The organism is Amycolatopsis sp. BJA-103 (assembly GCF_002849735.1).
In the GTDB taxonomy this organism is placed as follows: Bacteria; Actinomycetota; Actinomycetes; order Mycobacteriales; family Pseudonocardiaceae; genus Amycolatopsis.
In genome coordinates, this window is record NZ_CP017780.1 from 9,222,443 (window position 1) to 9,237,104 (window position 14,662).

At 70.4% G+C, this 14,662-nt stretch carries 8 protein-coding genes; 5 read left to right on the forward strand and 3 right to left on the reverse strand.

Features of this window, described 5'->3' with window-relative positions; genetic code table 11:
* The first annotated feature begins 43 nt into the window (after positions 1-43).
* The 3 genes from BKN51_RS41790 to BKN51_RS41800 all read left to right on the forward strand — a co-directional run bounded on the left by BKN51_RS41790 (position 44) and on the right by BKN51_RS41800 (position 4,211).
* Positions 44-2,575: a phosphocholine-specific phospholipase C gene (locus BKN51_RS41790; protein WP_101612805.1), complete on the forward strand. Its 2,532-nt coding sequence runs from the start codon at positions 44-46 to the stop codon at positions 2,573-2,575.
* Positions 2,576-3,138: 563 nt separating this feature from the next.
* A complete protein-coding gene (locus BKN51_RS41795) occupies positions 3,139-3,846 on the forward strand; it encodes a hypothetical protein (RefSeq protein WP_101612806.1) in 708 nt (235 codons plus the stop codon).
* The gene (locus BKN51_RS41800) at positions 3,846-4,211 is read left to right on the forward strand and encodes a GntR family transcriptional regulator (protein ID WP_101612807.1); all 366 of its coding nucleotides are present in this window, start codon (positions 3,846-3,848) and stop codon (positions 4,209-4,211) included. The genes BKN51_RS41795 and BKN51_RS41800 overlap by 1 nt, the downstream gene beginning before the upstream one ends.
* Here BKN51_RS41800 and BKN51_RS41805 read toward each other — a convergent pair.
* On the reverse strand, positions 4,200-4,706 hold the full coding sequence (locus BKN51_RS41805) for a MarR family winged helix-turn-helix transcriptional regulator (protein WP_101612808.1): 507 nt from the start codon (positions 4,704-4,706) through the stop codon (positions 4,200-4,202). The genes BKN51_RS41800 and BKN51_RS41805 overlap by 12 nt on opposite strands.
* Before the next feature lie 94 nt (positions 4,707-4,800).
* On the opposite strand from BKN51_RS41805, the gene BKN51_RS41810 reads away from it, so the two are divergent.
* Entirely contained in the window at positions 4,801-5,724 is a 924-nt protein-coding gene (locus BKN51_RS41810; protein ID WP_101612809.1) for an EamA family transporter, read from the forward strand.
* Here the strand turns inward: BKN51_RS41810 and BKN51_RS41815 are convergent.
* Positions 5,675-12,019 (reverse strand): type I polyketide synthase, encoded by a 6,345-nt coding sequence (locus tag BKN51_RS41815; protein ID WP_101612810.1) that lies wholly within the window; start codon positions 12,017-12,019, stop codon positions 5,675-5,677. The two genes, BKN51_RS41810 and BKN51_RS41815, sit on opposite strands and share 50 nt — an antisense overlap.
* A 347-nt stretch (positions 12,020-12,366) precedes the next feature.
* On the reverse strand, positions 12,367-13,587 hold the full coding sequence (locus BKN51_RS41820; protein WP_101612811.1) for a cytochrome P450: 1,221 nt from the start codon (positions 13,585-13,587) through the stop codon (positions 12,367-12,369).
* A gap of 134 nt (positions 13,588-13,721) precedes the next feature.
* On the opposite strand from BKN51_RS41820, the gene BKN51_RS41825 reads away from it, so the two are divergent.
* Complete coding sequence (locus tag BKN51_RS41825; RefSeq protein WP_101612812.1) at positions 13,722-14,657, forward strand: ATP-binding cassette domain-containing protein; 936 nt, start codon at positions 13,722-13,724, stop codon at positions 14,655-14,657.
* Positions 14,658-14,662 lie beyond the last annotated feature (5 nt).

Here is a 14,662-nt window from a genome sequence, read left to right on the forward strand (position 1 = left end):
TCGAGCATATTCGAGCGGGTTCAACGCAGTTCTGGAGGGCTTCGTGCGCCGTCGTACCCTGCTGAAGGCCGCTGGTGCGGCTTCCGCCTTCACCTTGCTCCCGGAGAGTGTCCGGCAGGCACTCGCCGCCGACGCCCCGACGGGCGGACTCGACGTCATCGAGCACGTCGTGGTCTTCATGCAGGAGAACCGGTCGTTCGACCACTATCTGGGGACCTTGCGCGGCGTCCGGGGTTTCAACGATCCGGCCGCGATCAAACTGCCTTCGGGGGCATCGGTCTTCCAGCAGCCGGACGGCGGGGGCACGCTGCTTCCCTACGCGATCGACGATCAGTTCATGGCCGACGTCGACCACAGCTGGTCCGGCGGGCACCGGGCGTGGAACAAGGGCCGCCACGACGCGTGGCGCGCGGCCAAGGGCGTCCGCTCGCTGACCTATCACACCCGGTCGGCGCTGCGGTTCTACCACGAGCTCGCCGACGCTTTCACCGTCTGCGACGCCTACCACTGTTCGGAACTGGGCCCCACCAACCCGAACCGGTTGTACCTGTTCACCGGCAAACTCGGGTTCGAACCGGACGGCACCACCCGCGCCATCGGCAACGACGCCTGGCAGAACCCCGGGCACACCGGCTACACCTGGAAGACCTACGCCGAGCGCCTCCAGGCCGCGGGCCGCAGCTGGCGGGTCTATCAGGAATGGGACAACTACGGCGACAATTCGCTGGACTACTTCAGCAGTTTCCTCGCCGTCGGCGCCAAGGCGCTGTCGAAGGTGAAGGACTCCTCCGGCAAGGCCTTCCCGAAGCTGGAGTACCTCTACTACGCCCTCGATTCGGCCTCGGCCGCCGAACGGACCCGGTTGCTCGACGGACTGGCGGCGGGCGTGGCGACCTTGACCGCGGGCGAGCGCGCGCTCTACGACCGCGGGCTGGCCCGTGTCGCGCCGAAGCAGTTGTTGAACGCCTTCAAAGCCGACGTCGACGCGGGCAGGCTCCCGTCGGTGTCCTGGATCGTCGCGCCGGAATCGCAGACCGAGCATCCCGCCTGGGGCCCCAACACCGGCGCGGACCTGGTCAAGTCGATCCTCGACACGATCGCCTCCAAGCCCGGGGTGTGGAACAAGACTCTGTTCCTGCTGACCTACGACGAGGACGGCGGCTTCTTCGACCACATGCCGCCGCCGGCGCCGCCCGCCTCCGACGACGAAGGCAAGAGTTCCGTGGCCACGACCGACGAGTTCGTCTCCGGCGAGCCGATCGGACTGGGCGTGCGGGTGCCGATGTTCGTCATCTCACCGTGGAGCCGGGGCGGGAAGGTCTGCTCGGAGGTCTTCGACCATACGTCCGTGCTGCGGTTCCTGGAACGGTGGAGCGGCGTCGGCGAACCGAACATCTCGCCGTGGCGGCGCACCGTCTGCGGTGACCTGACCTCGGCGCTGGACACCACCGCGCCGAGCGCCACCTATCCGGCGCTGACCAAACCGGTGCCGACGAGCGGACCGTGGAACACCCAGCCGCAGCCGCCTTCCGTGCAGAAGCCCCCGATACCGGAGAGCGGGGTCAAGACGGCGCGGCCGTTGCCCTATCAGGTGACGGCGTCGGGCCGGGTGACGGCGGAGCGGTTCTGGATCGACTTCGGCAACACCGGAGCCGCGGGCGCGCATTTCTACGTCTACGCCACCGCGCATCGGACCGACGGACCGTGGCGCTACACCGTCGGCGCCGGGGCGTCCCTCTCGGATTATTGGCAGGCGGGTTCGCCGGACGGCGCGTACGACCTCACCACGCACGGCCCCAACGGTTTCCTGCGGCGGTTCGCCGGTAACCGGATCACCGCGACCACCGGGGGCAAACCGAATCCGGAGGTCGTGCTGCGACCGGGTCCCGGCGTCGTGTACCTGAAGATGACCAACGCCGGCGCCGCGTGTCAGCTGACCGTGCGCACCGGCAACCGGGGTGGCGGGCCGTGGACGTACTCGGTCGCCCCCGGTGCGACGGTCGAAGACTGGTTCAGCACCGAAGGCGGCATGAGCGGCTGGTACGACCTGAGCGTTCAGGGGCCCGACGGCTTCCTTCGCCGCTTCGCGGGCCATGTCGAGACCGGCGCCGAGACCATCAGCGACCCGGTCATGGGCTCAGGGCCGCTCGCGGCCACGGTCCGCTCGGCCGACAGTCAGGAGACTTCGGGGGAGTCCGGCGCGGCCACGAACGCCGTCGACGGCAACCCGGCCACCCATTGGCACACCAAGTGGTCCGGCGGGGAGGACCCGCTGCCCCACGAACTGCAGCTCGACCTGGGCGCGGCCCGCACCGTCACCGGCCTGACCTATCTGCCGCGCCAGGACGGCTCCGCTCACGGCCGTGTCGGCGGCTACGAGATCCATCTGAGCACCGATGGTTCGGCCTGGGGAAGCCCGGTCTCCGCTGGGACCTTCCCCGACGACGCCGTCCTGAAGACTCTGCGGTTCTGGCCGACGCGGGCCCGCTATGTTCGCTTCCGTGCCCTCACCGAGGCGGGCGGACGCGGCCCGTGGACGTCGGCGGCGGAGGTGACCCCGCTCGGCTGGGCTTGATCGAACGGGCAGAATTCCTTGTCCTCAAGGGAAAGACGAGCGAGCGGCGAGGTTGCTTTTCTGAGAGCGGCGCCATCGCGGCGCATCTTTCCGTCCCTTCTGGGCATCTCGTGAGTGGTGTTCGGGTTCTCTTGAGGGGGTAGGGCAAATGTAGTGTGACCAGCCCCTGTGGTGAAGGACCCCTTCGCTGGCTTCAAGGTCGAAAGGTGGCCTTCGCGCGTGGGTCTGGACTGGTCTACGGCCGCCAGTCGTCCCGAGTGTCCATAAGGGACACGTCCCGGCAGCTGAATGTCCGATTGATAAATAGATGTGCGGTTTGTGCGGGGGTCGTGAGTGGTAAAGAGGGTTCTAACCCTCTTTACCACTCACGACCCCCATGATAAAACGTGCATGTGGGCACTAATCGGACAATTTTCCGTTAAAATTGTCCTATGTAGACAGTCTGGGGCGCGACTTCCTTGTTCGGCTGTCGGTCGAGGGGCGGGGCGCTACGGGCCGCTCTCGCCGTGCGGGAGTCCTCCCGTCTTGTATCATGTGCTTGATACAAGACGGGAGGTTCGATCGTGCCGTTCGACAACATCGTGGCCGACGCCCTGATCATGGGTCTGTTCGGCGTGGTGATCCTGATTCTCCTGTGGCCGGGCGAAACACAGGGAGCGAAGGTGCTGCGCCGGTGGGGCGTCGGCGATCCTTCGCAGTCGGACGTCGCCGAGGCCGTGCGCTATCTGCGGCGCCGCCGCTTCTGGTACCCCTGGCTGTTCCTCGGGTTGCCGGTGCTGGCCGACGCCGCCGGGGTGCGGGGTGACAGTACGGCGTTCTTCCTGGCCACCCTGCTCGTCGGTGCGCTGATCGCCGAGGTGCTCGCTCAGCGGCCGCCGAAGAGCGCTCGCCGCGAGGCGGGGTTGGATCGGCGTGCGGTGTCGGGGCTCATTCCGGTGTGGGGTCTGGTCACTTACGCGACGATCGTCGCGGCGGCGGTGGCCTGGCTCGTGGTCCATCGCTGGTGGGCGCTGCTCGGGATCGCCGCGGCCGTCTCGGCGGTCACCTGGCTGATCATCCTGCTCGCCGTGCGTCGTCCGTCCACAGGGGACAGTGCGGCCGACGGCGCGTTGCGGGTCCGCAGTGCGCGGGTGGCCGCGGGGCTGGGCCTGGCCGCCACCGTGACCCTGGCGATTCCCGAAGTGACGAACCTCGGCTCGTGGATCCTGGTCGTCGCCGGGTTCGCCGGCTGGTACAACCTCGCCCACCGGTCGCGTGCCGAGGCTGCCTGATGCCACTGAAGGTGGTCGTCGACACGGATCTCGGGATCGCGCCGTGGCGGCAGGTCCGGGACCAGGTCGTCCGGTTGATCACCGCCGGTGCGCTCGCGCCGGGCACTCGGTTGCCGCCCATCCGGCAACTCGCCAGGGATCTGGCCCTGTCTTCGGGCACCGTGGCGCGGGTCTACCGGGAACTGGAAGAGAACGGCTGGGTGCACACCGCGCGCGCCAAGGGCACGGTCGTCGCCGAACTCGCCGACCGTCCCGGCAAAGCGGTCCTGCTGCGAGCCGCCGCGGACGAGTACGCCCGGGCCGTCCGGGAGCTCGGTGCCGACACCGACGCGGCGCTGGCCGCCGTGCTGGAGTCACTCCAATGACGTGTCGCCGAAGTGTTCGAGCAGCAGCCGCAGGCCGCCGATCAGTTCGGCCCACCGCGCCGGGTCGAGGTCGGGCAGCAGCCCGGCCTCGTTTTCCAGGTGCAGCACGAAAACCTCGTTGACGACCTGCCGTCCCTTGTCGGTCAGCCGGATCTTGACCGACCGGCGGTCGTCGCTGTCGCGCACCCGTTCGACCAGGCCCTTGGTCTCCATGCGGTCGATGCGATTCGTGATCGCCCCCGAGGTGACCATCGCGGCCTTGAGGAGCGCTCCCGGCGTCAAGCCGCCGGCCTCCCCGGAGCGGCGAAGTGTGGTGAGGACGTCGAACTCCCACGACTCCAGGCCGTGCTCGGCGTTGAACTCCTTGAGCTTCTTCTCGAGGATCCGGGAAAGCCGCTGGATGCGCCCGATCACCTCGGCGGGCCAAAGCTTGTCCTCGAGGTCCGGCCGCTCGTGTCGCCAAAGCCCGATCACCGCGTCCACCGCGTCGGCCACGTTGTGCCTCCACTCATCTCAACATTAAGAGACTTGACATTGACAGAACTCGCTGTTGTTATCTCAACGTTGAGATTATCAGTGAGGAGACATCATGGCGATCATCGCCGAGCGGCCCGTCGTCCCAGGCGAGCCGTCATCCGCGAGACCGAATCTTCGCGACGCCGGGCTCGCCGCGCTAGCACCGGCCAGCTGGGGCACCGTCTACGTCGTCACCGCGACCTTGCTACCCCCGGACCGGCCGCTGCTGGCCGCCGTGCTGAGGGCGCTCCCGGCGGGGCTGCTCCTGCTGGCCCTGACCAGGCGGCTCCCGCACGGGTCTTGGTGGTGGAAGACGGCGGTGCTCGGCATGCTCAACTTCGGCGCCTTCCTCCCGTTGATCTTCCTCGCCGCGTACCGCCTTCCCGGCGGGGTCGCCGCGACCCTCGGCGCCCTGCAACCCCTGATGGTGGCCCTGCTCGCGCTACCGGTACTTCGCGTCCGGACACCGGCGCCGATCCTGCTCGCGGCGATCGCGGGGGCCGGCGGTGTCGCCCTGCTGACGCTCTCGTCGGAGGCCCGGCTCGACTCGCTCGGCCTGGCCGCCATGCTCGGCGCCGTCGGACTCGTCGCCGTGGCACTGGTCCTCGCCAAGAAATGGGGCCGCCCCGAACATCCCTTGGCGATGACCGGCTGGCAGCTGACCCTGGGCGGTCTCGTCCTCGCCCCGGCGACGCTCCTGTTCGAAGGCCTCCCCGGCTCGCTGACGACCGCGAACCTGCTCGGCTACGGCTACATCGGCATCGTCACCACCGCGCTGGCGTATCCGCTGTGGTTCCGCGGCATCGACCGCCTGGCCCCGGCGTCGGTCTCCCTGCTCACGCTGACCAACCCGCTGGTCGCCACCGCCGCCGGGTTCCTCGTGCTCGGCCAGACCCTCACCGGCTGGCAGCTCACCGGATTCGCCGTCGCCCTCTCCGCCTTGACGCTCAGCCAGACATTGACCGCCGTTCGCGCAGGAGCCCGGCGAGTTCGATGACCGTCGGGTGGTCGAACAGCACGCGTGCGGGCAGTTCCAGCCCGGTCAGGTCGCGGAGCCGGGTGCGCAGGTCGATGACGGCCAGCGAGTCGAGCCCGAGGTCGGTGAACGGTTTGTCCTCGGGGATCGTGTCCGGATCCTGGTGGCCGAGGACTTCGGCGAGCTCGACGCGGAGCAGGTCTCGCAGTTCCTCCTCCGAGGGTCGCTCCGGCCAGCGCCGGTCCGGCGAGGGCGGCGCCGGTCTCGACGCGGGGCGTCCGAGTCCGTCGGCGATCGGCGGCAGGCCGGCGGCCGTGGGGTCGAGCCGGGCGGCGATCAGGACCGGTTCGGCATGCCCGATCGCGGCATCGAACAGGGCCAGCCCCTGCTCCAGGGTCAGCCCGGCCACCCCGGAAGCCTGGATGCGGTGCCTCGCCACTTCGGGAATCAGCGCTCCGAGCCCGGCCTCCAGATCCCAGAGGCCCCAGACGATCGACGTGGCGGGCAGGCCTTCGGCGCGCCGTCGGACGGCCAGCGCGTCGAGAGAGCGGTTCGCGGCTGCGTAGTTCGCCTGCCCGGCGTTGCCGAAAGTGCCTGCCAGGGAAGAGAACAGCACGAAAGCCGAAAGCGGGAGATGCCGGGTCGCCTCGTGCAGGACCTGGGCGCCGTCGGCCTTCGGGCGGAAAACGGTGTCGAGCCCCGCGGTCGTCTGCGCGGTGAACGCGGCGTCGGCGACGACCGCCGCGGAGTGCACGACGGCGGTCAACGGCGGATCGCACGAGTCGACCAGCTGCCGGACGACGGCCGGATCGGCGATGTCGCCGTCGACGATCCGCACGTCGGCGGGCAGCCGGAGGAGCTCTTCCGCGCCCGGTGCGGCGAGGCCGCGACGGCTGACGAGCAGCAGATGCCGGATACCGTGCGCGGACACGAGATGGCGGGCCAGCGCCGCGCCGAGCGCACCGGTGCCGCCGGTGATCAGCACGGTGCCCGCCGGATCGATCGGCCGGGCGGGCGCGGGCGCGGTCCGGGCGATCCGCAACGCGTGCGGCACGCCGTCCCGGATCGCCAGCTGGGGTTCGGGGTTGCCGCCGACGAGTTCGCGCACCTTCTCCACGGGGACTTCGGCGCCGGCTTCGACCACGGTGACCAGGCCGCGGTACTCGGTCGAGGCGGCTGTCCCGAGCCCGAAGACCGCCGCTCCCGCCGGATCGGTCGCGGCACGGGTGACGACGACCGTGCGTTCCCCGCGCGGGACCGTGTCCTGCAGCGCGGTGAGTACGGTCCGGACGTCGTCGCCGTCGATGACCCGGACGTCGTCGGCGCGCGCGGCCGGGACGGGGACCCACTGCGGGTAGTAGAGCATTGTGCTCCCGGCTGGCAGTGGCCGGGTGAGCAGGGATTCCACCACCGCGACGGGCATTCCATCGGGGTCGAAGAGTTCGACGCGGGCTTCGCCGGGACCTGTCCGTACACAGTGGACTCGAGCCCTGCGCGCGGCGGGGGCGAAGACGTGGACGCCGCTCCAAAGGAACGGCACGCGCACTTCGGCGTCCGCCGGTTCGGCCAGCGCCAAGGTGTGCACGGCCGCGTCGAGCAGCACGGGATGGATGCCGAACCGGCCGTCGACGCCCTCGGGGAGCGCGACGTCGGCGAACAGCTCGTCGCCGTCCTGCCACAGGCCCGTCACCGCACGGAAGGCGGGACCGTACTCGCGGACCGCGTAGGCCCGGTCCAGATCGACGGGTTCAGTGGCGGGAGGCGGCCACTCGCCCTTCCACGGCTGCGCGAAGACGTCGGACGGGGCCAGGCGGCCCGTGGCGTGACGCGTCCAGTCGCCCTCGTCCTTGGCGTAGATGTCGATCCGGGTCCCGTCCACGACCACCTGGAGCGCGACGTCGGCGGTTTTGCCGAGCCGCAGCGGTGCCTCGATCGTCAGCTCGGCCACACTCGCTTCGCCCGCGTGCAAGGCGATCTCGACGAAAGCGCTGGCGGGGAACAGCGCCGTGCCGCCGACGACGTGGTCGGCGAGCCAGCCGTGCGCGCGCACGCCCGCCGAGCCGCCGTGCACGATCCTCGGCGAGTCGGGCGCGACCAGCGCCGGACCGAGCATCGCGTGCCCACTGCTTTCCGGGCTCCGGCGCGGTTGCGGGTCGAGCCAGAAACGCTCGCGCTGGAAGGGGTAGGTCGGCAGGGTGAGCAGGCGCGCACCGCCGCCGAACACCGCTCGCCACGAGACCGGCACTCCCGCGGTGTGCAGTTCGCCCACCGCCTCCAGTACTCCCTGCTCGGTGTCCATAGTGGACACCGCGGGGAGTACCGCTCCCGCGACCCGGCTGAGCGTGGCCGACGGACCGATCTCCAGGCAGATACCGGTTCCCGCCGCGGCCACGGTGTCCAGCGCGTCGGCGAACCGGACCGTGTCCCTGGCGTGCCGCACCCAATGGTCCGGGCCGAGGCCGGTGATCGCGCGGCCGGTCAGCCCGGAGACCAGGGTGGTCTCCGGGCTCCGGTGGGTCAGCCCGGCGGCGACCTCGCGGAACTCGGCGAGCATCGGATCGATCAGCGGCGAATGGAACGCGTGGCTGACGCGCAGCCGCGTGGAACCCGGCCACTGGGCCGCGATCGCTTCCGTCACGCTCTCGGTTCCGGACAGGACAAGGGATCGGGGGCCGTTGACCGCGGCGATCGCCACCTGGTCGGCGAATTCCCCGACCAGCGGCGCGACCTCGTCCTCGGCCGCCCGGACCGCGATCATGACGCCCCCGGGCGGCAAAGCGGCCATCAGACGGCCGCGCGCGGCCACCAGGATCCCCGCGTCTTCGAGCGACAGGACACCGGCGACGTGCGCGGCGGCGATCTCCCCGATCGAGTGACCGGCGACGACGCCCGGCCGGACACCCCACGATTCCAGCAAGCGGAACAGGGCGACCTCGAACGCGAACAGGGCGGCCTGCGCGTGGTCGGTCCGGTTCAGCGCGTCGCCGCCGTCGAACGCGACGTCGCGGACCCGGCCACCCAACGCCTGGCAGGCCGCGTCGAACGCCGCGCGGAACACAGGGAAGCCGTCCGACAGCTCTTTCCCCATTCCCGGGCGCTGTGCGCCTTGCCCGCTGAACAGGTACGCCGCGGTCGCCGGGGCGCGCACGGTCCGGCCGCGGCGGTCACCCGTGGCGAGCGCGCGCAGTGCGGCGAGATCGCCGGACGGGACCATCGCGCGGTGTTCCAGTGGGGTGCGGGTGGTGAGGGTGAACGCGACGTCGTTCGCGTCCCGGCCACCGGCCGTCGCCAGCAGCCCTGAGGCGACCGCTCGCAGCGCGCCCTCGTCGGCGGCGCTCAGCAGCCACGGCGCCGCGAGCGACGCCGCGCGTCCGGCGTCGATCGGCGGTGGCGCTTCCGTGACGACGACGTGCGCGTTCGTACCGCCGATCCCGAACGCGGAAACCCCCGCGTGCCGGGGTTTCGGTCCGGCAGGCCAGTCCTGAGCTTCCGCGAGCAGGGTCACGTCACCCGCGGACCAGTCGACACGAGGACTCGGATCTCCGGCGTGCAGCGACGGCGGCAACTGCCCGTGCCGCAGCGCTTCCACCATCTTGATCACGCCGGCCACCCCGGCCGCCGCCTGGGTGTGCCCGATGTTGGCCTTCACGGACCCGAGCCACAACGGCCGGTCGCGTCCGCCGCCGTACGCGGCGATCAGCGCCTCCGCCTCGATCGGATCGCCGATCGGGGTGGCGGTGCCGTGCCCTTCGACGGCGTCGACGTCCATCGCCGACAGGCCCGCGTCGGCCAGCGCGGACGCGATCACCGCCCGCTGCGCCCGCCCGCTCGGCGCCGTCAGCCCGTTCGACGCCCCGTCGGAGTTGACGGCCGAGCCGCTCACCAGCGCCAGGACCGGATGCCCGTTCCGGCGGGCGTCCGACAGCCGTTCCAGCAGCAGGACACCCGCCCCTTCGGCCCAGGCCGTACCGTTCGCGCCCGCGGCGTAGGAGCGGCACCGGCCGTCCGGGGAAAGGCCGCGCTGGCGGCTGAATTCGAGGAACGTGCGCGGCGTCGACATCACCGTGGAGCCACCCGCGACGGCTAGCGAGCATTCCCCGGCCCGCAGTGCGCGCACGGCCCAGTGCAGCGCGACCAGCGAAGAGGAGCACGCGGTGTCGACCGTGATCGCGGGGCCGGTCAAGCCGAAGGTGTAGGAGATCCGGCCGGACGCGAGCGCGTGCGAAGACCCGATGCCCAGCCGTCCTTCCAGCTGATGCCCTTCGAAGCGGCTCGCGTAGTCCTCGTGCATCACCCCGACGAACACGCCGGTGTCGCTGCCCCGCACCGTGGCGGTGTCGAGGCCGGCGCGTTCGAACAGCTCCCACGACGTCTCCAGCAGCAGCCGCTGCTGAGGGTCGGTCGCCAGGGCCTCGCGCGGGGACATGCCGAACAGGGCGGGGTCGAAGTCCGCCGCGTCGTAAAGGAATCCGCCGCGGCGGGTGGTGGACCCGCCGATCCGGCCCGGGTCCGGGTCGTACAGCGCCGCCAGGTCCCAGCCCCGGTCGGCCGGGAAGTCGCCGGTGGCGTCGACGCCGCCCGCCACCAGGTTCCACAGGTCTTCGGGCGAGGTCACGCCGCCGGGGAACCGGCACGCCGTCGCGACGATGGCGATCGGTTCGTCGGCGCGAGCGGGCGTGGTTTCCTTGCTGGCAGGCCGGATTTCCCCGGACAGCAGCCGTTCCAGTTCGGCGATGACCGCCGCCGGGGTCGGGAAGTCGTAGACGAGCGACTGGGGAAGGTCGCGGCCGGTCGCGTCGGCCAGCCGGTGCCGCAGGTGCACGCCGCCCACCGACGTCAGGCCCAGTTCGGCGAACGGCCGGTCACGCCATCGCTCGCCGAGGTCGTCCTCGCACAGTTCGGCGGTTGCCTCGCGCACCAGCGCTTCGACGTCGTCGGGCCGGGGGACCCGCAACGCGTGCCGCTTCGCTTTCCCTGACGGCGTCCGGGGAAGGCTCTCCATCCGGTGGAAGGCCACCGGGACCTTGAAGGGGGACAGTCGGCGGTGGCACAGGCGCCGCACCTCGCCGAGGTCCGGCTCGGCGGAGCCGGAAACGAGGAACGCCACCGGTACCGCCCCGAGGACCTCGTCGGGTCTTCCCGTCACGAGGACGTCGTCCACGCCAGGGAATTCGGCGATGACCGCTTCGATCTCGGTCGGGTGCACGTTCTGGCCGCCGCACACGATGACGTCGTCGACCCGGCCGTCGATCGTGAGCCGCCCCCCGTCGAGCCTGCCCGCGTCGCCGGTCCGGTACCAGCCGTCGGCTCCTTCGGCGCTCGGCGCCACGCCGGGACCCCGCACCTCGACCTGCCCGCCGACGACGCGGATCTCCATCCCGGGCAAGGGAGTCAGCTCTTCCTCACCGGGGAGCTGGACGGCGATCTTGCCGCTGGTCTCGGTACTGCCGTAGCCGTCTAGGACGGGGATGCCGAACAGTTCCCGGACAGCAGCGCGGACCGGCGGGGTGCAGGGCGCGCCCCCGGAGAGGCACAGGCGCGGCGCGGGCAGGGAATGCCGGATCTCCTGACGCAGGTTCAGGAAGGTCGCCGGGACACCGGCGAGGACGCTGCCGGGATGCGCCGCGAGCGCTCCCGGCAGATCGTGGCCGGCGATCCTCGTGTGCGTGCCCAGCGCGATCGTCCCGGCGAAGGCCAGCGACAACGCATACGCGTGGTGCAGCGGAAGCGGCCACAGAACGGTGTCGGCGCCGGAGATCCCGTACATCGGGCCGTAGCAGGCCGCCGACGACCAGAGGACCGCCCGTTGCGTCGTCAGCACGCCTTTGGGGTGGCCGGTCGTGCCCGAGGTGTACAGCAGCCAGGCGGGTTCGTCGAGGCCGAGGTCGTCCCGCGGCTCACCCCGGGCGGGTGCCGGCTCGTCCTCGGCGAACACCACCCGCAACCGAGGCCGCTCGGTTTGAAGCTCGCGCACGATCGCGGCGTGCCGTTCCTCCGTGACGAGCAGACCGGCGCCGGAGTCGTCCACCAGCCGGGTCAATTCGGCCGCCGTCGACCGCGTGCTCACCGGAACGCCGATTCCGCCCGCCCGCAGCACCGCCAGGCAGTATTCGGCGAATTCGACGCGCCCGCCGAGGTGCACGAGTACCCGGTCGCCGCGGGCGATTCCGAGCCCCGTCGCCAACCGGCCGCTCGAGTCCAGCAATTCCCCGGAAGTGAGGGTCCGGTGCGCATCGGTGAACACGGGCCGATCGCCCGGCAATTCCTTCAGCAACGTCACCAATGGCCGCAGCGGCCCGCCGCGAATCTCGGTCATTACACGAAGGTATAGCGACGTTGCCGCACGCTGGTCCGAACGGACGACGCCGCGAACGCGACGAAGTCCTTTCGTGCCCGATCGTGCAGCGTCCGCCGACGAATCGCGCAGGGTCCGGTTGGTCGTGAGTGGCGATTCGGGTTCTAGCCACTCGCCCCCGCAGTACATGAAGGCCCCCTTCCTTGCGCCTAGGTACAGGAAGGGGGCCTTCATGTACTCGGGAAAGGGGACCTTTGCGCGCCGCCGCCCGTGACTGCTGGGGCCGGCGGGTGTCACGTAGTCCGTGAAGGCCTCCTTCACTACCTTCAGGGTAGGCAAGGAGGCCTTCACGGACCTGCGACCAACGCCTACCGGTCCGATTCCCCCCAAGTGACCGGCAATTCATGCACGCCGTAGATGTTCATGTCGGTCTTGAGCTTGACCTCGTCGGCGGGGACGGCGAGCTCGAGATCGGGGAAACGCCGCAGCAGTCCCTCGAAACCCGCGCGCATCTCGATCCGCGACAACTGCTGGCCGAGGCATTGGTGCACGCCGTGGCCGAAGGACAACAGACCACGCGCGTTGCGGTGGATGTCCAGGGTGCCGGGGTCGGTGAAGCGCCGCGGGTCGTGGTTGGCGGCCAGCAGCGACACGACGACGGTCGATCCCGCGGGGATCGTTTCGCCGCCGAGTTCGAGGTCTTCGGTGGCGTAGCGGAAGAAGATGTCGGCGACCGACAGATACCGAAGGAGTTCCTCCACGGCACCGGGAAGCAGTTCCGCGTCGGCCCGCAGTTCGGCCAGCTGGCCGGGGTTCTCCAGGAGCGCGAAAGTGCCCAGTGCCAGCATGTTGGCCGTGGTCTCGTGACCGGCGAGCAGCAGCAGGAACGCGGCGCCCGCCAGCTCCTCGATGGTGAGGTCTTCGTAGCGGCCGAGGTCGGACAGGATGTCGTCGCCGGGTGTCTCGCGTTTGCGCGTGACCAGTTCGGTGAGGAACGTGTTCATCCCGATGAACGCGGCCATCTTCTCTTCCAGCGTCTGGTCCCTGATCATGAGCTGGGCGGAGTCGGCCTGGAAGTTCTCCCGGTCCTCGTAGGGGACACCGAGCAGTTCGCAGATCACCAGTGAAGGCACCGGCAGCGCGAACTCCTTGACCAGGTCGACCGGCGGGACGAGGTCGGCCATCGCGTCCAGCTGCCGTTCGGTGATCTCGACGATGTGCTCTTCGAGCTGCTTCATCCGCTTCACGGTGAAAGCGCCGGTGAGTCGTTTCCGCAACCGGCCGTGGTCCGGCGGGTCCATGGCGACGAACATGCCCGGCATCGGCGGGGACGGTTCGGTCTGGGCGGGCATCCCCGGTGTCTCGTAGGGCAGGTGGAGGATGCCGATGTCCTGGCGCGAGCTGAACCGGGTGTCGGCCATCATCTGCCGGACCTCGTCGTAGCCGGTGACGAGCCAGCCCTCGTGACCGTCGGGGAACACCATGGGACTCACCGGGCGGGCGTCGCGCAGCCGGGTGATCTCGCGGGGCGGGTGGAAGGGACCCGCGTCGCGCTGCATCGGGAGGCCCTGCGGGACGGTCTGAGTCATCGGGTTCGCCTTTCGTGGTGGTTGTGACGACCACCTTCCACACGAGGCCTGACACGTGCCTGACATGGCGCTGACACCACCCGTGTCAGCGCCGTGGCGGGGGCGTGTCAGCCGGGCCGCCCACAGTGAGTCCCATGAAAGATTCAGCGATCACGGTCTCCGGGCTGCGGAAGACCTTCGGCGACAAAGTAGTGCTCGACGGCATCGACCTGGATGTCCCGGCGGGCACCATCTTCTCCCTGCTCGGCCCGAACGGGGCGGGCAAGACGACGACGGTGAACCTCCTGACCACCCTGATGAAGGCCGACGGCGGGACGGCGATGGTCGCCGGGCACGACATCACGACCGGGGCCAAGGCGGTGCGCGCGGCGATCGGGGTCACCGGCCAGTTCGCGGCGGTGGACGAACTGCTGACGGGGCAGGAGAACCTGCAGCTGATGGTGGACCTGAACCGGCGGGCCTCCGGCGGCAAGCGGGTCGTGACCGAGCTGCTGGAGCGGTTCGACCTGGTGGAGTCGGCGCGGAAGCCTGCGTCGGCCTACTCCGGGGGGATGCGCCGGAAACTGGACCTGGCGATGACGCTCGTCGGCGATCCGCGCATCATCTTCCTCGACGAGCCGACCACGGGGCTCGACCCGCGCAGCCGCCGCACGATGTGGTCGATCATCCGCGAGCTCGTGGACGGCGGCGTGACCATCTTCCTCACCACCCAGTACCTCGAGGAAGCCGATCAGCTCGCCGACCGGATCGCGGTCCTCGACGGAGGCCGTCTGGTCGCCAGCGGCACTCCCGCCGAACTCAAGCGCCAGATGCCCGGCACGCACGTCCGGCTCCGGTTCACCACGGTCGCCGAACTCGACGCGGCGGCACGGATCTTCCCCGGCTCCACGCGGGACGACGAGGCGCTCGCCCTGCGGGTCCCCAGCGACGGCGGGACGAAATCCCTGCGCTCGCTGCTGGACACGCTCGACGAGCACGCGATCGCGGCCGAAGAGTTCTCCGTCCACACCCCTGATCTCGACGACGTTTTCCTCGCCCTGACGGGCCACAGCACGGAGGCAGCCAAGTGACCACC

Bases quoted from the DNA above. Each gene is read 5' to 3' on its own strand.
- BKN51_RS41825 (WP_101612812.1), top strand. From the start codon at position 13,722: ATGAAAGATTCAGCGATCACGGTCTCCGGGCTGCGGAAGACCTTCGGC.
- BKN51_RS41820 (WP_101612811.1), bottom strand. From the start codon at position 13,587: ATGACTCAGACCGTCCCGCAGGGCCTCCCGATGCAGCGCGACGCGGGT.
- BKN51_RS41800 (WP_101612807.1), top strand. From the start codon at position 3,846: ATGCCACTGAAGGTGGTCGTCGACACGGATCTCGGGATCGCGCCGTGG.
- BKN51_RS41815 (WP_101612810.1), bottom strand. From the start codon at position 12,019: ATGACCGAGATTCGCGGCGGGCCGCTGCGGCCATTGGTGACGTTGCTG.
- BKN51_RS41810 (WP_101612809.1), top strand. From the start codon at position 4,801: ATGGCGATCATCGCCGAGCGGCCCGTCGTCCCAGGCGAGCCGTCATCC.